Raw genomic sequence first — 19,555 nt, forward strand, 5'->3', positions numbered from 1 at the left:
CCATGGGCGTGGCGAAGGGCGATCGCCGAGACATCCGCGACCGCGACGACCTCGGCGCGCTCATCGCGGCGTTCTACCGCCGCGCGTTCGCCGACCCGATGATCGGCCCGATCTTCACCGACGTCGCGCACATGGACCTCGAGCACCATCTGCCGATCATGGTGGACTTCTGGGAGACGGTGCTCTTCGACACCGGCGCCTACCGGCGCAACGCGCTCGCCCTGCACGTCGCGGTGCACGCGAAGGCGCCGTTCGGCGAGGCCCACTTCGCCCGGTGGCTCGAGCTCTGGGACGCCGAGGTCGACTCCCGCTTCGCGGGCCCCGCGGCCGAGCGCGCGAAGACGCAGGCCCGTCGCATCGCCGCATCGATCCGCCGACGCCTCGCCGGTGGGTCCGGCTCGATGCACGAGACCATCACGACTCGCGAGCGACTCGAGGCCGCGGGACTCATCGATGCGACCGAGGTCGGGTCCGACCGAGGTCGAGTAGTCCGCTGACGCGTGACCGCGAGAGGCGGGACGCGTGACGCGGGACGCGTGACCCGGACCGCGGTCGAGCTCAGCCGACGACGAGCGACCGCTTCGAGCCCGTGACCGCATCGGCGGCGCGGGCGACGTCCTCGAGGTCGTTCCACAGGTGGAACGCGACCCGCGCGCGACCCGCGCGACCCGAGGCGACGAGCCCGGCCGCGGTCAACGCGGCCAGGTCGCAGCCGGTCTCGTCGGGCCAGGTCACGATGGCCGAGTCGGATGCCTCGAGGCCGAGCCGCTCGCGGAACGCGTTCGCGAGCCCGAGGTCGTGGCGCCGCACCTCGGCCATGTCGAGCGAGGCGGCGAAGCCGAGCGCCGCCTCGGCGCCGGCCCACGCATGCCATGCGGGGGAGACCTCGAACCGGCGGGCACCGTCGGCGAGATGGAGCTCGGGCCCGTAGCACGAGGCCCACGGATCGGAACCGGAGTACCAGCCGGCCGTGTGCGGGGTGAACTCGGCGACGGCGCGCGCGGAGAACGCGGCGAATGCGGCGCCGCGGGGCGCGCCGAGCCACTTGTACGCGTGGCAGACGACGAGGTCGCCGTCCACGTCGTCGGTCGGCATCCAGCCGGTCGCCTGCGTCGTGTCGAGGAGCGTCAGCGCGCCGGCGGCACGCGCGGCCGCGGTGATGGATGCCTCGTCGGCGACCTCACCGGTCGCCGACTGCACGAGCGAGTACGAGACGAGCCAGGTCGACGGGGTGATCGACTCGGCGAGGGCGTCGAGGGGCACGTGGCGCACGTGGAGGTCGCCGCGCGCGAGGAAGGGGGCGACGACCGACGAGAAGTCGCCGTCGACGCAGAGGATCTCCGCCCCGGCGGGCGCCGAGGCGGCGGCGAGCGCCGCGAACACCGAGACCTGCGAGCCGGTCGCGATGTGCTCGGGTGCGGTGCCGAGGAGCGCGGCGGCGTGGCCCCGTGCCCGCTCGAGCGCCGCCGAGTAGTCGGCCGCGCTCGCCGATCCCGTCGACCAGCGCTCGAGGTCGCGGCGCACGGCGTCGCGGGTGACGTCGGCGGGCAGGCCGAGCGTACAGGCGGCCAGGTAGCCGCGGCCGGCGGCGAAGCGGTCTGCGAGTTCGAGCATGGGTCAAGCCTCGACGAGCGAGAATCATTCGACAAGGCCCGGTGATCTATGACACAGATAACTCAGGATTATGATTGGCGCATGTCGGACGCCTCGATCGAAGCCCTCGCCGCCGCGCTCGACCTGCAGACCGTGCGGGTCGTGCGTCGCATCGCCGAGCACGGCTCGCTCACCGCCGCCGCCGAGTCGCTCGGCTACAGCCAGCCCGCCGTCAGCCAGCAGCTCCGCCGGTTCGAGGACCGCACGGGCATCGCCCTCGTCGAACGCGTCGGCCGAGGCATCCGCCTCACCCAGTCGGGACGAGTGCTCGCGCGACACGCGAACGCCGTCGCGACCGCCCTCGAGGCCGCCGCGGGTGAGCTCGCCGAACTCCGGGGCCTGCGAGCCGGGCGCGTGCGCCTCGTCGCGTTCCCGTCGGCCTCGGCCACGCTCGTGCCGCGGCTCATCGCCGCGCTCGCGGCCGAACACCCCGGGGTCACGGTGACCTACGTCGAGGCCGAGCCGCCCGAGGCGGTCGCGGCGGTGCGCGCCGACCGTGCCGACGTCGCGATCACGTTCAGCTACCCGGGTGACCGCGACGATCCGCATCGGGCGAGCGCGCGCGGCCTCGACGTGCGTGCGTACGGCGACGAGCCGATGCGGCTCGTGCTGCCCGCCGGGCATTCGGCCGCGGCATCCGAGACGATCGATCTCGCCGAACTGGGGGAGGAGGCGTGGATCGCGGGCTGCCCGCGCTGCCGCGGCCACCTGCTCGAACTCGCCGACGCCGCCGGCTTCACGCCGCGCATCGCCTTCGAGACCGACAACTTCGTCGCCGTCGAGGGCATGGTCGCCCAGGGGCTCGGCGTGGCGCTCCTGCCGGCGCTCGCGCTCGCCGCGTCGCCCCGGCACCCCGGCGTCGTCACCCGGCCGACCGCGCGCGCCGACGTGCGGTCGCTGCACCTCGTGACCGCGAAGGGCGCCGACCGCGTGCCCGCCGTCGCCGCGGCGCTGGCCGCACTGGACGGTCTCACCGGCTGAGCGCGCCACCACGGCACCGCGAACCGGCCGTGCGCCTCGATACCATTGAGCCGATGTCCGATTCAGCTCACCCCGTCACCCAGGCCACCGGCAGCGACATCCGTGTTCGCTTCTGCCCCTCACCGACCGGAACCCCGCACGTCGGTCTCGTGCGCACCGCCCTCTTCAACTGGGCGTACGCGCGGCACACCGGCGGCACGTTCGTGTTCCGCATCGAAGACACCGACGCCGCGCGCGACAGCGAGGAGAGCTACGAGCAGATCCTCGACGCACTGACCTGGCTCGGCCTCTCGTGGGACGAGGGCGTCGGCGTCGGCGGCCCGCACGAGCCGTACCGGCAGTCGATGCGCGGCGACATCTACGCCGGCGTCATCGAGAAGCTGAAGGCGGCGGGCCACCTCTACGAGTCGTTCTCGACGGCGGAGGAGATCGACGCACGCAACGAGGCCGCCGGCCGCCCCAAGCAGCTCGGCTACGACAACTTCGACCGCGACCTCACCGACGAGCAGAAGGCCGCGTTCCGCGCCGAGGGCCGCCAGCCGGCGCTGCGCCTGCGCGTGCCCGACGTCGAGCTCGGCTTCGACGACCTCGTGCGCGGCCGCATCGACTTCGCGGCGGGATCGACGACGGACTTCGTGCTCGTGCGCCCGAACGGCGCCCCGCTCTACACCCTCGTGAACCCCGTCGACGACGCGCTCATGGGCATCACGCACGTACTGCGCGGAGAAGACCTGCTCTCGTCGACGCCGCGCCAGATCGCGCTCTACCGCGCCCTCATCGACATCGGCGTGACGACGTTCATCCCGCGGTTCGGGCACCTGCCCTACGTCATGGGCGAGGGCAACAAGAAGCTCTCGAAGCGCGACCCAGAGTCGAACCTGTTCCACCACCGCGACCGCGGGTTCATCCCCGAGGGCCTGCTGAACTACCTGGCCCTGCTCGGCTGGGGCTACTCGGCCGACCGCGACGTGTTCAGCCGCGACGAGCTCGTCGCCGCGTTCGACGTCGAGAACGTCAACCCGAACCCCGCGCGCTTCGACCTCAAGAAGGCCGAGGCGATCAACGGAGACCACATCCGCCAGCTCGAGGTGACCGACTTCGCCGCGCGCACCGTACCGTACCTCGAGAAGGCCGGCGTCGTCGCCGCGCCGCTCTCGGCGGCCGACGAGGCGATCCTCGCCGAAGCGGCGCCGCTCGTGCAGGAGCGCATCGGACTGCTGGGCGAGGCGCCCGGCATGCTCGGCTTCCTCTTCACGGATGCCTCGGGGCTCGAGTACGACGAGGCGGCGGTCGGCGCCCTTCCGGCCGACGCACCCGCCGTGCTCGCCGCGGCACGTGACGCGCTCGACGCGCTGCCCGCCTCGGCCTGGAACACCGCAGAGATCGAGGAGGCGCTGCGCGCCGCCCTCATCGACGGCCTCGGCCTGAAGCCCCGCGTGGCCTTCGGCCCCGTGCGCACGGCGATCTCGGGCCGCCGCGTCTCGCCGCCGCTCTTCGAGTCGATGCAGATCCTCGGCAAGCTCGACTCGCTCGCGCGCATCGACCGCCTGGCGGCGCTCGTCGGCTGAGGCCGGCTCGGCTGGGGGTGCCGCGCCGCGGCCTTCGTCGGTCGAGTAGCGCGAAGCGCGTATCGAGACCACGGGTTCCAGGGGGTGCTTCTCCGCAACTTTCGCCGCACTCGCGGCGCCGAACTTGCGGAAATGCACCCCCGGAACCCAGCACGGCCCGGTGAGTGCGGCTCAGTTTGGCGGAGGCGGCCCGGTAGGCTAATGTTGTCTCTCGGCCCGGGAACCTCGGTTTCAGGCCATTGGGGTATGGTGTAATTGGCAACACGGCTGATTCTGGTTCAGTTGTTCTTGGTTCGAGTCCAGGTACCCCAGCTCTTGTAGGCGCGAGATTCCGCGGCAATATCATCCATTGCCCAGCTCGCGCCTTCAGCGTTTTTGGGGCGCGATTACCAGAAACCTGCCAGAAACCCGTGTTCGGGCAGTCCGCGCTGCGTCGTTGGCGCGGTCAGCCCGTGCTCATCACGGTTCGTTCCGAGAAGTCACGGAGGAGTCCGTGCACCTCTCGGGTATGAACGAGACGGCGGCGCACGTACAGCCCTTCCTTACGCAGCACGAGGTCGCTGAACTGCTGCAGGTGCCCGAGCGCACGCTCGAGGACTGGCGGCTCTTCCAGACCGGACCTCGATACATGAAGCTCGGCCGGCACGTCCGCTACGACATCGCCGAGGTGCTCGCCTGGGCCAAGGAGCGCGAGCATGCCTAGGCCCAGGATCCCCGCCGGTGAGCTCGGAAAGATCACCGTCACGGCGCTCGCGAGCGGCCGGTTCCGGGGTCGTGCATCCACCCGCGACGACTCTGGGCGCCCGCACCGGCTGCTCGCGACCGGAACGACGGAAGACGCGGTGCGCGCCGAACTGCGTCGGCAGGCCGGCGTGCTCAGCACGGGTGGCGAATCCGGACTCGCACCGTCGAGCACGCTCGCGGACGCGGTCGCGGCGTGGCTGCCCCAGATCCTCAGTCGTGCGACGGCCGGCAGCCTGGAGTTCTCGACGTATGAGCGGTACGAGACTACGGCCCGGATGCTGCTCGTGCCCAGGTGCGGTGAGGTCAAGCTTGAACAGCTCACAGTCGGACGCTGTGATCGCATTCTGCAGCGCATCCTCGAGGAAGAGTCGGTCTCGGCGGCACGCCGCGCTCGGGCCGTGCTGAGCCTCGTCTGCGGGTATGCCGTGAGGGATGACGCCATGCCGCGCAACCCTATCCGGGATGTGCAACGGCTGCCGATGACACCGAAGAAGGAATCCGCGCTGTCGCCGGTGCAAATTTCCGGCCTCAGGCAACTCATGGGGCGATGGCGGCACGGCGGGGGCGACGGACCGCGGCCGAACTACCGAGCGCTCGTGGACGGCATGGACATCATGATCGGCACGTCGATCCGCGTCGGTGAGTGCCTCGGCCTGCGGCGCTGCGACGTCGACATGACCACCCAACCGCCAACACTGCTGGTCAACGGCACGATCGTGAGCAACCGGACGCAGGGAACACACCGAAAGGACTCGCCGAAACGCTCCCGCCAACGCCGCACGATCGCGATCCCGACGATGGCCGCCGCGGCCGTACGCCGGCGACTGGCGCTTGCCGGTCCCGCCGAAGATGCATTCCTCTTCCCGACCAGGTCGGGGCGCGCGCTGAGCGTGAGCAACTACGAGCGGCTGCTGCGAACGTTCATCTCCGACGAGGAGGGTGCATTGGTGGCGCTCCGCATCGACGTCGACGAATTCTCGACGCACCTTTACCGGCGTACCGCCGCCACGCTCATTGAACGCGCGGCCGGGATCACCATCGCGTCGCGGCTGCTTGGGCACGCGAACGAACAGGTCACTCGGGCCAGCTATGTCGTGTCTGCTGAGCAGGTGGATCCGATCACGGCGCAGATCCTTGATGAGGTGCTCGGTGGGTAGTCTCATCAACGCAAGGCGGTGCAGCAATTGCATCACCACGACCGCCGCTCTCCTACCCGGGATCGATTCATGGATTGACCTGCCAGCTCTGCAGGCATCTCGGTCGTCGTTGGACTGGCCGGCATCGTCGGCGCGCGATCGCGATCATCGTCGGGTTGGTCGTGGTCGTCGCCACCCGCCGCCGCAAGGCCTAGCGGCGAGCAGATCGAGCCGCGCTCCCTGCAGCGGGGGCGCGGCTCGATCCACGGTGCGCTCGTCCTGACCGACGGACGGGCGGACCCAAGGTCGTGTCACCCATTCCGCACGCACCGCCGACGCGTCGGTTCGTCTCTCGGGGCAGCGCATGGGATTGCAGTGTCCTTATGCGGCAGGCTGGCTAGACCTGCCTTGGCTCTGTCGTCGAGTTGGTGCGCGAGAAGCTGGTCAAAGTAGGCGCCCAGCGATGCTCGGGGCCATCTTCTTCCCCGCGGAACGCGCAACGACCCACCTCCGCCCTTCGGTGCAGAGCGGAACGTGGCACATGTCATCCAATTCGGATGATGCGGAGCCATTCTCGAAGTCCTTAGCGTTCGGGTGCAGGGCGCGCGTGCATGGGGGACGCGACCCTGCGAAGTGGGGAAAGATCAGGGGGACCCGGTGAGGATGATCAAAGCTGCCCGAAATGTTGACGCTCTTGCACGATTGGATGAATCGATCGTCGAGCTCTCGATGATCGCGATCGACGATGGTCGGTGGTCGATGGCGGAGGGGCATGTCAGACGGGCGCTGGATGCGATCGACGAACTGCTCGATTTTCTGCCATCGGTCCATTCATCTTTTGATGCGGCGAGCTACATCGAGCCGACCTTGTCGGCCGCTGAAACGCGGTTGCTGCCGTTTCTTCATACGCATTTGACGTATGCCGAGATCGCGCTTCAACTCAACCTCTCGCGGAACACCGTCAGCACTGAAGTCCAGTCGATATATCGGAAGTTGGGGGCGAGCACTCGCAATGAAGCAGTTCTGCTGGCAGCGCGGAGCATGCGGAAAGCCCGTCGGACGAACGACAGCGTGCCGGGCATCGCGTGAGTCGGACCCGGAGCACCTCCGTTGTCGGAACCTGTCAGCCCGATCGGCTCGTATTGAGCGTCATGCCACCGGGCGCGGCGTCGAACCGGACGACGAGTTGACTCGAGTCCGTCGTCGTGAGTTCTGCGAGACCTTCGGACCGCAGGCCGCCGCCTGCCCAGGCGAGGATCAGGGAGGTTCCCGGGGCCAGGAGTGGGCCGATCGGCCTGAGTCGTCGAGCCGACGCAGACCGTCCGGCCCACAGCCCGTAGAGCATTCCAGCGAAGAACCCGAACACGCCGCAGATTACTCCGGCGATGATGCCGACCTCGACGCTGCCCCAGAATCCGTTCCCGATCCAGCCGACGATCAGCCCGCAAACGGCACCGAAAGCGGCCCAGCCCGAGATGTCCCCCTTGGCGACGGCCATCGGGCCGACGTTGGGATCGTGCACACGGCGTTTGCCCGCTGCGTCAGTGCGAATGACGAGATCGACCTCGGGTTCTGCGCCGGCGGCTTCTGCCTCCGCGACGGCGGCTTCGAACGCTTTCAAGGCCTCGGCGCCCTCCTTCTTCGCCGCGGCTTCGGCGGGCTTGAGCTGCTTCAGCTCGTCGGCCATCTGGGTCTGGAGTGCATCGGCGATTTTTCGCGCAGTGTCCGGCTGGGGATAGCGAGTGAGGATCATGTTCACCAGCGTCTTCGACGCTGCGGGTGATTGCTCGGTCGCTGCGTGGGTTGCGCCGCGGGGGTCGCCGGTCCAGTGCATGACCTCGCCGGCGAGGTCGTCGTGGATCGACACGACGCTCGCCACAGATGGAGCGAACGAAGCTGCAGCCGTCAGCTGGCTCTCGGGGTTACGGGCTCCGGCGAAGACCAGCAGAGGGGAGGAGTTCGGTGGGAGCCGGCTCCCGAAGTAATCGAGCTGCGCCTTCGTCGCGAGGCGTACTTTGAAGTAGGTATAGAGTCCGCCCGCAATCGCCCCGAGCAAGCCCCAGAAGATCGCGCTCACCCAGCCGCCGGTGAGTAACCCGCACAGCCCCCAGGTGAGGAGCGGAGTGAGCGTGCCGGCGAGCACACGTCGGGGACTATGCGTTCGTGCCGTGTGTTTCTCGTCGACGTCGATCACGGTCGTGTCGAGCAGGACCGCGCCGGTCGAGCGCATTGCCTTCGCGAGCGACCGGCGGGTCCTTCCTGCTGTCTTCCGTCCTGCGAAGCAGGCGATCAAGACGGTGAGTTCGCTGCCGCTTCCTCCGTTGCGAGTACTCGTTGACATTCCGCTCCCTCAACGGTGGTGTCGTGCGATTCCGCATCAGGCGGTCTGCTTGTAGCCCTCGAAGTCTTCACCCGGCTTGGTGTTCGGGTACTGCGCGACGCTTCGGAGGTAGGCGCCGACCTCCCTGAACGCCGGCGCGAACATCCACCCCATGTCGAGCTTCTCGCTCATGAGGTTGTACTGCTCGCCGGGATCGCTGCTGAGGTCGTACACGTGCGGGAACATGGGCTTGCAGATGGGTTCGCCGATTCCCTCGGCGTACCGGAGGACGACTTTGATGTCGTGCCACTTGACCGACATGGGTTCGCCGTCGGGGCCGCAGAACAGGATCGACTCGCGCCCGGTCGAGTCGGCGTTGCCGAGCAGGAACTCGGAGACGTCGACGCTGTCGATCGGCCGGTCGGTCGGCACCCGGTCGGCCGCACCGGCGAGCGTCGCGAGCGTGCTGAACCAGTCGACCGCGGACAGCAGCTCATTGGTGACGACGCCTGCCGGGATCTTGCCCGGCCAGCGGACCATCCCGGGCACCCGCATGCTGCCCTCGAACGGCGGGGTCATGAAGTTCCCGTGCCAGGGGCCGTTCGACCCGCCGAGGGTGGCGTCGACGCCTCCGGCGGCGTTGTCGCTCAGCAGCAGCACGATCGTGTTGTCGGCGATGCCCGCGTCGTCGATGGCGTCGAGGATCTGCCCGAAGCGGTAGTCGGTCTCCGCGATGATGTCGGCGTACCGGCCGTTCCGCTCCGGCGAGGTCTGGTCGAAATCGGGGTGAGCCGCCTCCGGGGGGTGCACGTGCGAGAAGGCGACGTAGGTGAAGAACGGCTCTCCGTCCTTCGCCTTGCGCTGGATGAAGTCCGTCGCCAGCCCGGCGATCTTCTCGTCCACGAGGGGTCGGATCGCGAGGTCGAGGTCGGCCACCGCGACCGGCTTCTCGCCGCGCTTCGCCTCCCAGATCTTCGGTTGCTCTACGACACCGTCCTTCACGAGTTCGCGGAATCCGGCGTACGAGGAGTACCCGGCCTCATCGATGGTGTTGCGGTAGCCCCACCATTCGTCGAAGCCCTGGTCGGTCGGGAGCCGGCCTTCCACCTCTCCGAGATGCCACTTGCCCCACGCCGACGTCGCGTACCCGGCATCGGAGAGCAGCTCGGCCAGCGTGTACTCCCAGGGGCTGAGCCCGTAGGCGCCCTGCCCGGGCAGGGGCACCGCGTACGTGCCGGAGCGGGACGGCAGTCGTCCCGTCAAGCAGGCCGCGCGCGTCGGCGTGCACTGGGACTCGACGTTGTAATTGTTGAATCGGACCCCCTGACCGGCGAACTCATCGATCCTCGGCGTCGCGGTCGTTCCGCCGTAGACGCCCCAGTCGCCCCACCCGATGTTGTCGTACAGCACAAAGACGATGTTCGGCTTCTTTGTGTTCGGCATAGCCCCCTCCTCCACATTGCATCCCGTACGCGGCGCTGCGTCTCGGACGTGAACTCCGACGGGGACACCGTCGTCGACCTGTTGCGCCCACCCCTGCCGCGTTGGTACGCGTCAGCGTAAGGAGCGTGGGAGAGCGCCGACATCACATAGATGGAGTGAACGTGCGGACGCACTCGGCTTCGTAGAGCTCGTTGATCGACTCCATGAGCGCGTCATGTACGAACGTCGGTGACGTTCATCACCCAGGCACGGGCGGGGTGAAGTCACGGTTCAGAGGCCTGCGGCACGGACGCCGGCCTTTGCGCGACGCCCTCGAGCCCGAGCAGCCACACGTAGGAGAGACTTCGTCAATTCTGGGTGATGGCAACCGGCCGGAGGTGTTCAAGGCTCGATCCGGGGGTAGGAATTCCGCCCTTCATGCAAACAGGAGGTGCAATTTGAACAAGGACACTCCGATCACGCTCGCCGCGGCGAAGTACGCGGATCGAGACTCGGCAGTGAAGGACTTCCACGCGGTCTGGGACGCCCGGCACGATGGCGAGTTCGACCACACGGCTGTCGCGGTGCTGACCAAGGATGAGAACGGCGACCTGCGCATGGACCGCCACGACAGCACCACCAAGCACCTCATCTGGGGCGGCGCGGCGCTCGGTGGCGCGCTCGCGCTGCTGGTGCCGCCGCTGGGCATCGCCGCGGTCGCGGCATCGGCCGGGACGGGCTCGGGCGTCGGCGCGATCGTCGGCCACTTCCACCACAACATCCCGAAGAAGGAGGTTCGCGAACTCGCCGACCTCCTCGAGGCCGGAGAATCCGGGCTGGTCGTCGTCGCGGTCAACCAGAAGGGGAGCGACATCACCCCGCTGCTCAGCCACGCCGAGGCGAGCAAGGTCACCGGTACGACGTGGGGCGACCTCGACAAGGAGCTCGCGTCCGAGATCGACGCCGCCGAGGCGAGCAAGGGCGCATCAGCGTAGGTACGCCCCGACGAAGGCCCCGCATGCTGAACCGGTCCCAGAGGCCAAGGATAGGCGCAGGGGTCTAGCGCGTGAGGGCCTGGGTCCGGTGTTCCGCCGGGCTCAGGCCCTGCAGCGCTGTATGGCCTCGGTCCGTGTTGGACCAGATTACGTAGGCATCGATCGCCTCGATCAGCGCATCGACGGTGAGGAACGTGGTGTTGCAGTAGAGCTCGTCCTCGAGGTGTCCGAAGAAACTCTCGGTGTCGGCAACGAAGCTTCGGTCGTGCGGTACCCCGACAGCGGCACATACATCGTGACGGTGTTCACCCATTCTCGGTCCATCGGAGCCGCGCCGACCTCGCCACGTCAGGGCGATCGGTCAGGCCGCCCGGTCGTGGCGGAGGCGATCCGCCTCGCACCTGCCCCAGTGACGCAACCGTCAGCCGCGAGGATCGAGCGGGCTTGAATCCTGCACGTTGGACGCGCGACGACGCTCGATATCGGCGACGACGAACTCGACGAAGTCGGTTTCACGATCGGAGATGACGACGTCATCGATAGCCTGTGCCGGCGGCTCGCCCGGCCAGCTGGTTTGGCGGGTGGGGCGGTCGCGGTCGAGGCGGGCGCCGGAGGTGGCGACCCAATCGTGGAGTCGGTTGCGGGCGTCGGCGAAGTCGCGGTGCCAGCCGAAGGGGGCCGAGCCGTGCTGGTCGGGGTCGTAGGCACTGAGCCAATGAAGGTGCAGGGCGGAGAGCTCCCACACGAGTTCGGGATGGCGGTGCCAGAACGGCGGGATGATCGACGCCGGGAGGCCGTAGGTGCGGCGGAGCCAGTTGACCCAGCGGTTGAGCTCGATCCATTCGGTCTCGGCTTGTTCGGCAGTGAGAACGTTCCAATTGACGGGATGCGGCGGCTCGGCGATCAGTGGTTCGGTGGCGCCGTCGAAGGCATGGTCGTCGAAGAGGGCTTCGTTGAAGGTGCGTCCGCCGAACAGGGGCTCCTGGTCGGCGGACGCGGCTCCTCGCGATGCGTCGACCACGTCGATCACAATCCGAGGACGGCATTTCCGAAGGCTGCCGGCCCGCCGCTCTCGTGCGTTCGCGGCTGATCGCCCTCCGCCGCGAGGGTGTCATTGACCTTGGCCGTGGCATCCGCCTGGATGACCGCGGTGTGCCGGCGGGAGCGATCGACCTCGTACTCGGTGCGTGCGAGGTCGTGACCGAGCTTTTTCGCGACGAACTCTTCTCGGTCGACGATCTCGCCGTCGTGCTCGACCTGGAAGGTGCGGACGTAGCCTTCGGCGACGAAGCTATCGCCCTTCGCGAACCGGGCCATGGCACGGTCGGCGATGGCCCGATAGGCGACGAGGTCGTGGAACGTGGGCGCGAGTTCGGTGAAGGTGCCGTCGTCTTCGCGGCGGAACCTGGGTTGGCCGATGCGTGCGTAGAAGCGGGTCTCGCCGCGCTCGGTGACCGACTGCCGGGGCTCGGTCGCGATGAAGCCCGAGATCGATTGCTGAGTGTGCAGAGCCATGGGACTGTGCCTTCCTGTGCCGGGCGGACCGTCGATCCGCGCTCACCAAGAGGTGCGCTCGGTGCTCCGCCGCGGCATCCACACCCCTCGAGGCTGTCTCACTCGACGGGATCGGTCGCCTCGTCGGCTTCCGGTTCGGATGCCGCTTGGGGCGCTGGTGCGCCCAGCAGAGCTTCGACGTCGGCACGCCCTGCCCAGAGTGCGTTCCCGTCGGCTCGTCGGGTCCAGGCGCGGAGGCGCGCAATGATCGGCGGCGCTGAGCGCAGCAGGATGAGTCCCGTTCCGAATGGGAGGGTGCGGATCGCGTCGGGCGGCATCGTCGCAACGCGGCGTACCGAGCGTTGCGAGGAGCGCGACCCGCGGTCGCCGATGGTGGTCGAGTCGGTTGCGTCGTCCCGGTCGCCGATCAAGGTGGAGAGATCCTGCAGGTCTTTCGAGTTGGATGCTCCGCCGAGGACGATCTTGACGATCGAAGCATCCCAGATCGTGCTTGCTGCGCTGTCTGACCACTTCGTTCTGGCTTGGGCGAGGGATTGCAGTACCGGCATCGTCGTGATTCCGGTGCCGCCTCCTTCGGCCATGAGGCTGGGGAGCGAAGGGAGCGGGGCGAGGTTGCCGATCTCGTCGAGGGCGAGCAGCAGGGGAGGGTCGAGGCGGGCGCCAGGGCTGCGGGCGGCGATCCGCCGGGCCGTTTCGATGACGTCTTCGAGGAGCGCGGCGACGAGCGATGCCGCGTTGTTCGCGCCTGCACTGGTGGCGAGCAGATAGAGGGTGCCGTTGCTCCTGAGGAACGACTCGGGGCGGAATTCCTCCTGGTCGCTGGCGGAGACGGCGTCGAGCACGCGTGGATCGGCGAGCGCGGCGAGTGAGAGCGAGACGCCCTGCCAGATCGAGTCACGGGTTCGTGGGTCGGCTTCGAGCATCGCCTGCAAGGAATCACCCCATCCGACCGCGGCGGAAGGGTTGGCGGTGAGGATCGCGACGGCATCGGCTGCAGCCGCGGGGTCGAGGGTCCAGCGGAACAATTCGACGGGCGTGCGATGGTCGAGGGCGGCGGCATGGAGGAGCGCTTGGAGGGCGACGCGGGTCTTGGCTTCCCAGAAGCTACCGCTCTCGACACCACCTGCGGCGAGGCCGGTGCCGGCGGCGAGGCCGGTCGCGCGGATCATCGCGGTGAGCGGGTCGTCGCATCCACGAATGGGCGACCACCGGAGACCCGAAGGGATGCCGGCAGCGAGGTGCTGTGGGTCGAAGACGGCGACCGGCCCCTGCTGCTCTCGCGCGCGCAAGGTCGTCGTGAGATTGTCAGGGCGGGTAGACGTCGTCACGACGGGGCCGGGTGCATCCAGAACCGCGTTGATGACGATGTGCGCGCCCTTGCCGGAGCGGGGTGGGCCGATGACGAGGATCGAGTCTTCGACCGATGCCCACACCTCTACGCCCCGGGAACTACCGAGCCGGTAGCCGACATCAGTCGGGGTCGCGCCCGTCAATGACGGGCGTAGATGTCTGGCGCGCCTCATGAGCGCAGCGTGCGATGCCGCTCGCGCAATCTCGGATCTCGTGGCGATTCCGGGATACCGAAGCGGATCGACTCGGCGGGCATGCGTCGACGTATGCAAGGCGTGCCCGATCAAGAGCGCGGCCGCCGCGGCGGCTGCGACGAACAGTCCGGCGGTGACCCAATAGGCGACCGGATGCAGGTCCGGGGCGCCGAGCGCGCTTCCGGGATCGCCGGGATTGAAGAGGACTGCGACACCGGACCCTGGACCGCTGGTTGGTTGAGTGGTGCCCGTGGCCCATGCCGCGGCGCTTCCAGCGGCTCGGAGCACGAGCGTGAGTCCAGCACCTCCGATCAGCACGATCATGCCGAAGTTGGTGAGCTCGTCGCCGAGCCCGGCGGAAGTGTGTCGTTGGGTGCTCATGTAATCAGCGACCGATTGGGGTGCCAACGAGGCGATTGCGGCGCGCGTGGGAGTCAGCGAAGGGGCGGCTGGCGGCGTATCTGGCGGCCGGATCCGTCAGGTCAATGACGTCGGCGGCGTTGACGACGAGGCTGGCGATGCCGTCTTGGATCAGCCGGTGCGCGCCGGCGCTGGCGACCGAGGTGAGCGGTCCGGGGACGGCGCCGACGGGGCGGCCGAGCGCGTGCGCGATCCCAGCGATGTGCAGTGAGGTCGACCGTCGGCCGGCTTCGACGACGATCGTCACGCTGCCCAGGACCGCGACGAGTCGCGCTCGTTGCAGGAACCGCCACTTGGTCGGCGCGGTTCCCGGTGGGAGTTCGCTGAGCAGGAGACCCCCTGCGCCGGTGACGTGGGCGAAGAGGTCGTCGTGGCCGCTGGGGTAGGGCAGATCGAGTCCACCTGCGAGGATCGCGATCGCATGAGCGGGGGCCGTATCTGTCGCCGTGCGGAGGGCAGCAGCGTCGATGCCGTACGCGCCTCCCGTGACGACCACCTTCCCCCGGCCGGTCAGATCAGCTGCGATGTCTGCCGCCATCCGATCGCCGTATGACGTCGAGGCCCTCGCTCCGATCATTGCGACTCTCTGCTGCAACGCCACGTTCAGCGGTGCGATGTCGCCTCTCATCCAGAGTGCGAGCGGTTCGCTCGGTCCGAGCTGGCTCAACTCGGTGGGCCAGCCTTGGTCGCCGGGCGTGATCATGCGCAGCTCGTGCTGCTCCATCCGGCTGAGGATTCGATCGTTTTCGCCGGGCGTCAGCCGCGAAGCAAGCCGTCGACGCCAGAGTTCCCCCTCGGCGGGGTCGATGTCGGACGGAAGGGCGGTGCGGGACTCGATGAGCGAGAGGGTCTCGGCGGCGCCGAGGCGGCCGACGAGGGTGCCGGTGATGATGTCGGCCGGTTCGGATGCGACGGCGAGCGTCATCCTCGCGTCACGTTCGTCGTCTGTGGTCACAGTGCCTCCTCGGTGTGACCGGAAGGTGCACCCGCGTGGCCGTCGGCACGAGGCATCCAGATCACCGTGAAGCGCCCGCCATCATGCGGGCCGTGGTGTCGAACGCTGCCAGCTCGGCGGGGTGGAGTTGATGCTGCACCACGAAGCTCCGGTCTTTGACGCGCCAGAGCCCTTGCCCGGTGCCGAGCGTTGGGAGGAGCTTCTGCTCGGTGCTGGAGAGCCCAAGGGCCGTCGCGGTTGCGCCGAGTTGGTCGGGCTCCTGCCGGTAGACGATGCGAGTCTCTGCGTTCGCGAGCAGGGATGACGCGAGGGCGCGCATCGCGGACCCGGAGTCGCCGACGTTGTCGAGGTCGGAGAGCTTGTGGAAGATCAGCATGTTCGCGATGCCGAAGTGCCGGGCGAGGCGCCACTGGGCGTCCATGCGACGGAGCAGTGCCGGGTAGGCCATGAGTCGCCAGGCTTCGTCGTAGACCACCCAGCGTTGCCCGCCGTCGGGATCGGAGAGTGCTGATTCCATCCACGCTGACGAACACGTCATCAGCACCGATATGAGGGTCGAATTCTCGGCCACCCGTGAGAGGTCGAGCGAGACCATCGGCAGTGACGGGTCGAATCGAACCGTTGAGGGCCCGTCGAAGAGGCCGGCGAGGTCTCCGGCGACGAGGCGGCGGAGTGCGTGGGCGACGAGGCGTCCGTCTTCGCCCAGGCGACGGTCGGGGTCGGTCGTGATGCTCGGGTCGAGGATGCGGTCGACGACCATCGGCAGGATTGGCACGTCGGCGCTGTGCACGGCGTCGTTGAGCGCGAGGTCGATGGCGGTGTGCTCGAGCGGGGAGAGCGGGCGGTCGAGCACGGTCTCGGCGAGCGCGCCGATGAGCTCACGTCGGCGTGCGGCGAGTTGGGCGGCCCACTCGGCGTCGGATGCAGTGCTCGGCCGGTGCCCCTCATCGAGCGGGTTCAGCCGATTGCGCAGGCCATGGCCGAGAATGATCGCCTTCCCACCGACGGTCTCGGCGACGACAGTGTGCTCACCCTTCGGGTCACCAGGCACATAGACGCGCCGCCCGAACGGCAACGATCGCGTGTACAGCGACTTCGCGAGTGACGACTTCCCGGAGCCGACGATGCCAGCCAGCACAACGTTCGGAGCCGTGATCATACCCCGCTGGTAGAGCACCCACGGGTCGTAAACGAACGACCCGCCCGAATAGAGGTCCTGGCCGACGAACACGCCAGCCGAGCCGAGACCTCCCTCAGCGAGGAATGGGTAGTGGCCTGCGAGCGTCGCCGAGGTGTCCTGATGCTTCGGAAGCTTCAGCCGGCCCGGGCTGCGGAGAGTAGCAGGTCCAGGCTCGCCGGAACGGGGCAGGTAGCTGGCTGCACAAGCGGCCGAACGTTCGGCCTCGTATTGTTCACGCCGTGTGCCGGCGGCCGCCTTCCGAGCGTCGTGTTCGATCCTGGATGCTGCGCGCTTGCGCGCCCGCCGGAGACGGTGCGGCTCGTGGTGCGGGTTGATCAGCGGCGACGTGTGCAGACGTTCGCCGACGATCACAACGCAACCCCGTGCTCCACCCGCGAGCCTCGCATCGCCGAGGACGCACGTGCGAGCGAATCACCGGCATGCGACTGCGTAGGCCGTTCGAAGGCGAGCAACGTTCCGCCTATCGGCACCGGATGGTCATGTTGAGGCTGCACCTCGTACCGGCGGAGTAGCGAGACGTATCCGTACTTCTCGCTGTACGTCAGCGCATAGGGCGACCCGAAGGGTTCGATCGTTCGGTCAGTGCTTCCGGCAGGCACGGCGTCGTACACGTAGCCGTTCGCGAGAGCGGCCTCAACGCTCTCATCGCCTAGGTCGCGCTCGCTGAGGCGATAGATCGCGGAGATCGGGCCTTCCTCGTCAATGAGGTCCAGGAACTCCGTGGCATCCTTGCCCTGCAGGAATGCGATGCTGATCCACCGCGTGGACCGTTCATCACGTTCGAAGACATACATGCGCCGCTCCAATCAGGGATGCTCTGCATGAAAGGTGCGCTCGGTGTAACACAGAGGGACGATCTGGCAGTCGCAACTGAGCGGACTCCTTGACGGCCTGCAGCTAGCTAGTCGTTAGGGATCTGCGCCCGTATCTCGTCTAGGGCTTCGGAGAGGTTCGCCTCGAACTGTTCTGGGGTGATGCCGCTCGCTTCGACCACACGGCGCACGAGGTCGCTGACGAGCAGGTCGGCCGCTTGGAACGGCTCATGCATATTCATGATCTCTGTGAGCATCGCCTCTCGCCCGGCGAAAGACATGAACTGTGTCGCTCGGTCCCAGAAGAAGTCATGGGCTAATGAGTTGCGGAGAGGCAGAGCTCGCCTCAGCGCGGCGATCGTCTCGACTTCCGTCGGGAACGCCTTCTCCGTTGCGGTGATGAGGCGACCCATCGTGTACGTCGCGTATTTCTCGAAGAACGCGTCGAAGCTCTGTTGAGTCGGATTGGAGGACTCAAAGTTGGCGTGCAGCGTCAGGAGATTGACGACGCCCTTCTCGACGACCTGACCGAGATAACTGGACAGGCCATACTGCGCGTATACCTCGCGTACTTGGTAATTGTGGTCGTCGAGATCATCCTCGCGATCCATCAGAGGCTCGGCCATGATTCCGAGGATAGATTGTAGGTCGGATGGCCAGGATTGAGGGATGCGACATGGGCTACGAGGGCGGCACGGTCGACATCGTGCTCGGCAAGCTCAAGGCCTGCCTGCTCAGTGCCGAGCAGAGCGGCTACCTGACGAGCAACTACGTGCTGTCGGCCCAGAACTTCATGGGCGATGCGATGCAGCCGAAGGGCACGATCCTCGACCGGCAGACGCTCGACCGCCTGTCGAAGTCGCCCGCGGACGACCCGTACGGCACGGGCACGACCCGGCCGATCGTGGTCCGCAACATGGACGGCCACAAGTACGCCACGAACTCCCAGGCGATCACGAACGCGGGCATCACCCGTGATACCGTTCCGCCGTCGGGCGGGTTCATCGGGCACGATGCCGCGGGCGAGCCGAACGGGACGTTCGCCGACTACTCGGCGAACTTCGGACCCGGCACGCCGGCCCCGGCCGACGCGGCCTTCAAGCAGCTCGTCACGAACATCGAGAAGGCGAACCGGCTCGGCATCACCTCGGTGCTGCGACCGGGCGGCAGTGCGAACAATGCCGCGCTCGCGAAGCGCCTGGCCGATGAGGGCGAGCTGACGGTCCGCCTGAACCAGGCGCTCTCCGCCAGCGATGTGCGCGGAGCCGACGCGGCAGGCATCCAGAAGGTGCTCGACCGCATCAACGCGGTGCGAGACGCCTACGACGGCTACACCTCGCCGAACAGCCCGGGGTCGCTCGCCATCGACACGGTCAAGATCTTCTGCGACGGCGTGCCGGAGTATCCCGGGCAGACCGCCGCGATGATGAAGCCGTACCGAATCAACGTCGGAACAGCCGAGAACCCGGTCTGGGTCGAAGGCGACCTCCGCGGCGAGGAGCCGTCGTGCGAGGACGGCCTCGACGGGTTCCTCGCGCTCGACAAGGACGGCTGGACGATCCACACGCACAGCATCGGCGACCGCGCCGTGAAGGTCACGCTCGACAATTTCGAGGCGATCCAGGCGCAGAACCCGGCTTGGGACCGTCGCGACACGATCACTCACCTGCAGTTCGTGCGCCCCGTCGACCGGCCTCGCTTCGGCGAGCTCGGCGTGGTCGCGAGCATGTCGCTCCAGTGGGCCCAACGGGACGGCTGGACGGTGAACGGCGCAGAGGGCTACATCGCACCCGAGGATCTCGCCGGCATGTACCCGGCGAAGTCGATCCTCGACGGCGGCGGGGTCGTCGCAGCGGGCTCCGACTGGCCCGTGACCGACCTCATCCCGTGGACGCAGATCGAGACCGCGATCGACCGCGAGGGCGAAGTCAACGAGGCCGCCGGGATCCTGCCCGGCCAGCTCGTCGGCTCGGAAGGCATCTCGCTCATCCGTTCGCTCAAGGCCTCCACGATCGGCGTCGCCTACCAGATGCACCAGGACGACGTGACCGGCTCCATCGAGGTGGGCAAGGCCGCCGACCTGATCGTCATCGACCAGGATCTCTTCTCGATCCCGACGGAGGAGATCTCCGACACCAAGGTCCTGATGACCATGCTGAGCGGCACGGTCGTCTACTCCGACCCGGCGAACCCTGTGGGCTGACCGGAACACCTGCGAAATCGGCGGGCCGGTCTGCGAGCGTTCGCCGCAGACCGGTCCGCCGCCCTCGACGTGACCGCCAGATCGAA

Annotated in this window: 19 protein-coding genes and 1 tRNA gene; 9 read left to right on the forward strand and 11 right to left on the reverse strand. The window is 68.0% G+C overall.

Annotation, left to right across the window (positions count from 1 at the left end; genetic code table 11):
• Positions 1-2: 2 nt before the first annotated feature.
• On the forward strand, positions 3-497 hold the full coding sequence (locus AC3RJ7_RS05800) for a group III truncated hemoglobin (RefSeq protein WP_491454861.1): 495 nt from the start codon (positions 3-5) through the stop codon (positions 495-497).
• Between the two features lie 61 nt (positions 498-558).
• Here AC3RJ7_RS05800 and AC3RJ7_RS05805 read toward each other — a convergent pair whose 3' ends face one another.
• Positions 559-1,614: an aminotransferase class V-fold PLP-dependent enzyme gene (locus AC3RJ7_RS05805; RefSeq protein WP_491454862.1), complete on the reverse strand. Its 1,056-nt coding sequence runs from the start codon at positions 1,612-1,614 to the stop codon at positions 559-561.
• An 81-nt stretch (positions 1,615-1,695) separates the two neighbouring features.
• Here AC3RJ7_RS05805 and AC3RJ7_RS05810 point away from each other — a divergent pair, with 81 nt between their 5' ends.
• The 6 genes from AC3RJ7_RS05810 (at position 1,696) to AC3RJ7_RS05835 (ending at position 7,171) form a co-directional block, all read left to right on the forward strand.
• Positions 1,696-2,634, forward strand: a complete 939-nt coding sequence (locus tag AC3RJ7_RS05810; RefSeq protein ID WP_491454863.1) for a LysR family transcriptional regulator — start codon at positions 1,696-1,698, stop codon at positions 2,632-2,634.
• A 53-nt stretch (positions 2,635-2,687) separates the two neighbouring features.
• A complete protein-coding gene (gltX, locus tag AC3RJ7_RS05815) occupies positions 2,688-4,202 on the forward strand; it encodes a glutamate--tRNA ligase (protein ID WP_491454864.1) in 1,515 nt (504 codons plus the stop codon).
• Between the two features lie 240 nt (positions 4,203-4,442).
• A tRNA-Gln gene (locus AC3RJ7_RS05820) sits at positions 4,443-4,514 on the forward strand.
• A gap of 181 nt (positions 4,515-4,695) precedes the next feature.
• Positions 4,696-4,905 (forward strand): helix-turn-helix transcriptional regulator, encoded by a 210-nt coding sequence (locus tag AC3RJ7_RS05825; RefSeq protein WP_491454865.1) that lies wholly within the window; start codon positions 4,696-4,698, stop codon positions 4,903-4,905.
• Complete coding sequence (locus tag AC3RJ7_RS05830; RefSeq protein WP_491454866.1) at positions 4,898-6,103, forward strand: tyrosine-type recombinase/integrase; 1,206 nt, start codon at positions 4,898-4,900, stop codon at positions 6,101-6,103. Before AC3RJ7_RS05825 ends, AC3RJ7_RS05830 begins: the two co-directional genes overlap by 8 nt.
• Positions 6,104-6,745: 642 nt before the next feature.
• Positions 6,746-7,171, forward strand: a complete 426-nt coding sequence (locus tag AC3RJ7_RS05835; RefSeq protein ID WP_491454867.1) for a response regulator transcription factor — start codon at positions 6,746-6,748, stop codon at positions 7,169-7,171.
• A 34-nt stretch (positions 7,172-7,205) separates the two neighbouring features.
• Here the strand turns inward: AC3RJ7_RS05835 and AC3RJ7_RS05840 are convergent, their stop codons facing one another.
• Both AC3RJ7_RS05840 and AC3RJ7_RS05845 read right to left on the reverse strand, forming a co-directional pair.
• On the reverse strand, positions 7,206-8,423 hold the full coding sequence (locus AC3RJ7_RS05840) for a hypothetical protein (protein ID WP_491454868.1): 1,218 nt from the start codon (positions 8,421-8,423) through the stop codon (positions 7,206-7,208).
• 36 nt (positions 8,424-8,459) lie between these two features.
• Positions 8,460-9,845, reverse strand: a complete 1,386-nt coding sequence (locus AC3RJ7_RS05845; RefSeq protein ID WP_491454869.1) for a sulfatase-like hydrolase/transferase — start codon at positions 9,843-9,845, stop codon at positions 8,460-8,462.
• 437 nt (positions 9,846-10,282) lie between these two features.
• On the opposite strand from AC3RJ7_RS05845, the gene AC3RJ7_RS05850 reads away from it, so the two are divergent.
• Positions 10,283-10,819 carry a hypothetical protein gene (locus AC3RJ7_RS05850; protein WP_491454870.1) on the forward strand — a complete coding sequence of 179 codons (537 nt, stop codon included), beginning with the start codon at positions 10,283-10,285 and terminating at the stop codon, positions 10,817-10,819.
• Positions 10,820-10,883: 64 nt separating this feature from the next.
• Here AC3RJ7_RS05850 and AC3RJ7_RS05855 read toward each other — a convergent pair whose 3' ends face one another.
• The 8 genes from AC3RJ7_RS05855 to AC3RJ7_RS05890 all read right to left on the reverse strand — a co-directional run bounded on the left by AC3RJ7_RS05855 (position 10,884) and on the right by AC3RJ7_RS05890 (position 17,892).
• A complete protein-coding gene (locus AC3RJ7_RS05855) occupies positions 10,884-11,132 on the reverse strand; it encodes an integrase core domain-containing protein (protein ID WP_491454871.1) in 249 nt (82 codons plus the stop codon).
• Between the two features lie 108 nt (positions 11,133-11,240).
• Positions 11,241-11,795 (reverse strand): hypothetical protein, encoded by a 555-nt coding sequence (locus AC3RJ7_RS05860; RefSeq protein ID WP_491455237.1) that lies wholly within the window; start codon positions 11,793-11,795, stop codon positions 11,241-11,243.
• A gap of 50 nt (positions 11,796-11,845) precedes the next feature.
• A complete protein-coding gene (locus AC3RJ7_RS05865; RefSeq protein ID WP_491454872.1) occupies positions 11,846-12,334 on the reverse strand; it encodes a single-stranded DNA-binding protein in 489 nt (162 codons plus the stop codon).
• 98 nt (positions 12,335-12,432) lie between these two features.
• Positions 12,433-14,259, reverse strand: coding sequence for a type IV secretory system conjugative DNA transfer family protein (locus tag AC3RJ7_RS05870; RefSeq protein WP_491454873.1), 1,827 nt, complete (start codon positions 14,257-14,259; stop codon positions 12,433-12,435).
• A gap of 4 nt (positions 14,260-14,263) precedes the next feature.
• Positions 14,264-15,253, reverse strand: coding sequence for a DNA-processing protein DprA (locus tag AC3RJ7_RS05875; protein WP_491454874.1), 990 nt, complete (start codon positions 15,251-15,253; stop codon positions 14,264-14,266).
• A gap of 61 nt (positions 15,254-15,314) precedes the next feature.
• Positions 15,315-16,805 (reverse strand): ATP-binding protein, encoded by a 1,491-nt coding sequence (locus AC3RJ7_RS05880; protein ID WP_491454875.1) that lies wholly within the window; start codon positions 16,803-16,805, stop codon positions 15,315-15,317.
• Positions 16,802-17,248: a hypothetical protein gene (locus tag AC3RJ7_RS05885; protein ID WP_491454876.1), complete on the reverse strand. Its 447-nt coding sequence runs from the start codon at positions 17,246-17,248 to the stop codon at positions 16,802-16,804. Before AC3RJ7_RS05885 ends, AC3RJ7_RS05880 begins: the two co-directional genes overlap by 4 nt.
• Before the next feature lie 107 nt (positions 17,249-17,355).
• The gene (locus AC3RJ7_RS05890) at positions 17,356-17,892 is read right to left on the reverse strand and encodes a hypothetical protein (RefSeq protein WP_491454877.1); all 537 of its coding nucleotides are present in this window, start codon (positions 17,890-17,892) and stop codon (positions 17,356-17,358) included.
• Positions 17,893-17,918: 26 nt separating this feature from the next.
• Between AC3RJ7_RS05890 and AC3RJ7_RS05895 the strand changes: the two genes are divergently transcribed.
• The gene (locus AC3RJ7_RS05895; protein WP_491454878.1) at positions 17,919-19,469 is read left to right on the forward strand and encodes an amidohydrolase; all 1,551 of its coding nucleotides are present in this window, start codon (positions 17,919-17,921) and stop codon (positions 19,467-19,469) included.
• Positions 19,470-19,555 lie beyond the last annotated feature (86 nt).

It is taken from the genome of Agromyces solani (genome assembly GCF_058349925.1).

Bases quoted from the DNA above. Each gene is read 5' to 3' on its own strand.
- gltX (WP_491454864.1), top strand. From the start codon at position 2,688: ATGTCCGATTCAGCTCACCCCGTCACCCAGGCCACCGGCAGCGACATC.
- AC3RJ7_RS05805 (WP_491454862.1), bottom strand. From the start codon at position 1,614: ATGCTCGAACTCGCAGACCGCTTCGCCGCCGGCCGCGGCTACCTGGCC.
- AC3RJ7_RS05810 (WP_491454863.1), top strand. From the start codon at position 1,696: ATGTCGGACGCCTCGATCGAAGCCCTCGCCGCCGCGCTCGACCTGCAG.
- AC3RJ7_RS05865 (WP_491454872.1), bottom strand. From the start codon at position 12,334: ATGGCTCTGCACACTCAGCAATCGATCTCGGGCTTCATCGCGACCGAG.
- AC3RJ7_RS05885 (WP_491454876.1), bottom strand. From the start codon at position 17,248: ATGTATGTCTTCGAACGTGATGAACGGTCCACGCGGTGGATCAGCATC.
- AC3RJ7_RS05895 (WP_491454878.1), top strand. From the start codon at position 17,919: ATGGCCAGGATTGAGGGATGCGACATGGGCTACGAGGGCGGCACGGTC.
- AC3RJ7_RS05855 (WP_491454871.1), bottom strand. From the start codon at position 11,132: ATGGGTGAACACCGTCACGATGTATGTGCCGCTGTCGGGGTACCGCAC.
- AC3RJ7_RS05870 (WP_491454873.1), bottom strand. From the start codon at position 14,259: ATGAGCACCCAACGACACACTTCCGCCGGGCTCGGCGACGAGCTCACC.
- AC3RJ7_RS05800 (WP_491454861.1), top strand. From the start codon at position 3: ATGGGCGTGGCGAAGGGCGATCGCCGAGACATCCGCGACCGCGACGAC.
- AC3RJ7_RS05835 (WP_491454867.1), top strand. From the start codon at position 6,746: ATGATCAAAGCTGCCCGAAATGTTGACGCTCTTGCACGATTGGATGAA.
- AC3RJ7_RS05890 (WP_491454877.1), bottom strand. From the start codon at position 17,892: ATGGCCGAGCCTCTGATGGATCGCGAGGATGATCTCGACGACCACAAT.
- AC3RJ7_RS05830 (WP_491454866.1), top strand. From the start codon at position 4,898: ATGCCTAGGCCCAGGATCCCCGCCGGTGAGCTCGGAAAGATCACCGTC.
- AC3RJ7_RS05845 (WP_491454869.1), bottom strand. From the start codon at position 9,845: ATGCCGAACACAAAGAAGCCGAACATCGTCTTTGTGCTGTACGACAAC.
- AC3RJ7_RS05840 (WP_491454868.1), bottom strand. From the start codon at position 8,423: ATGTCAACGAGTACTCGCAACGGAGGAAGCGGCAGCGAACTCACCGTC.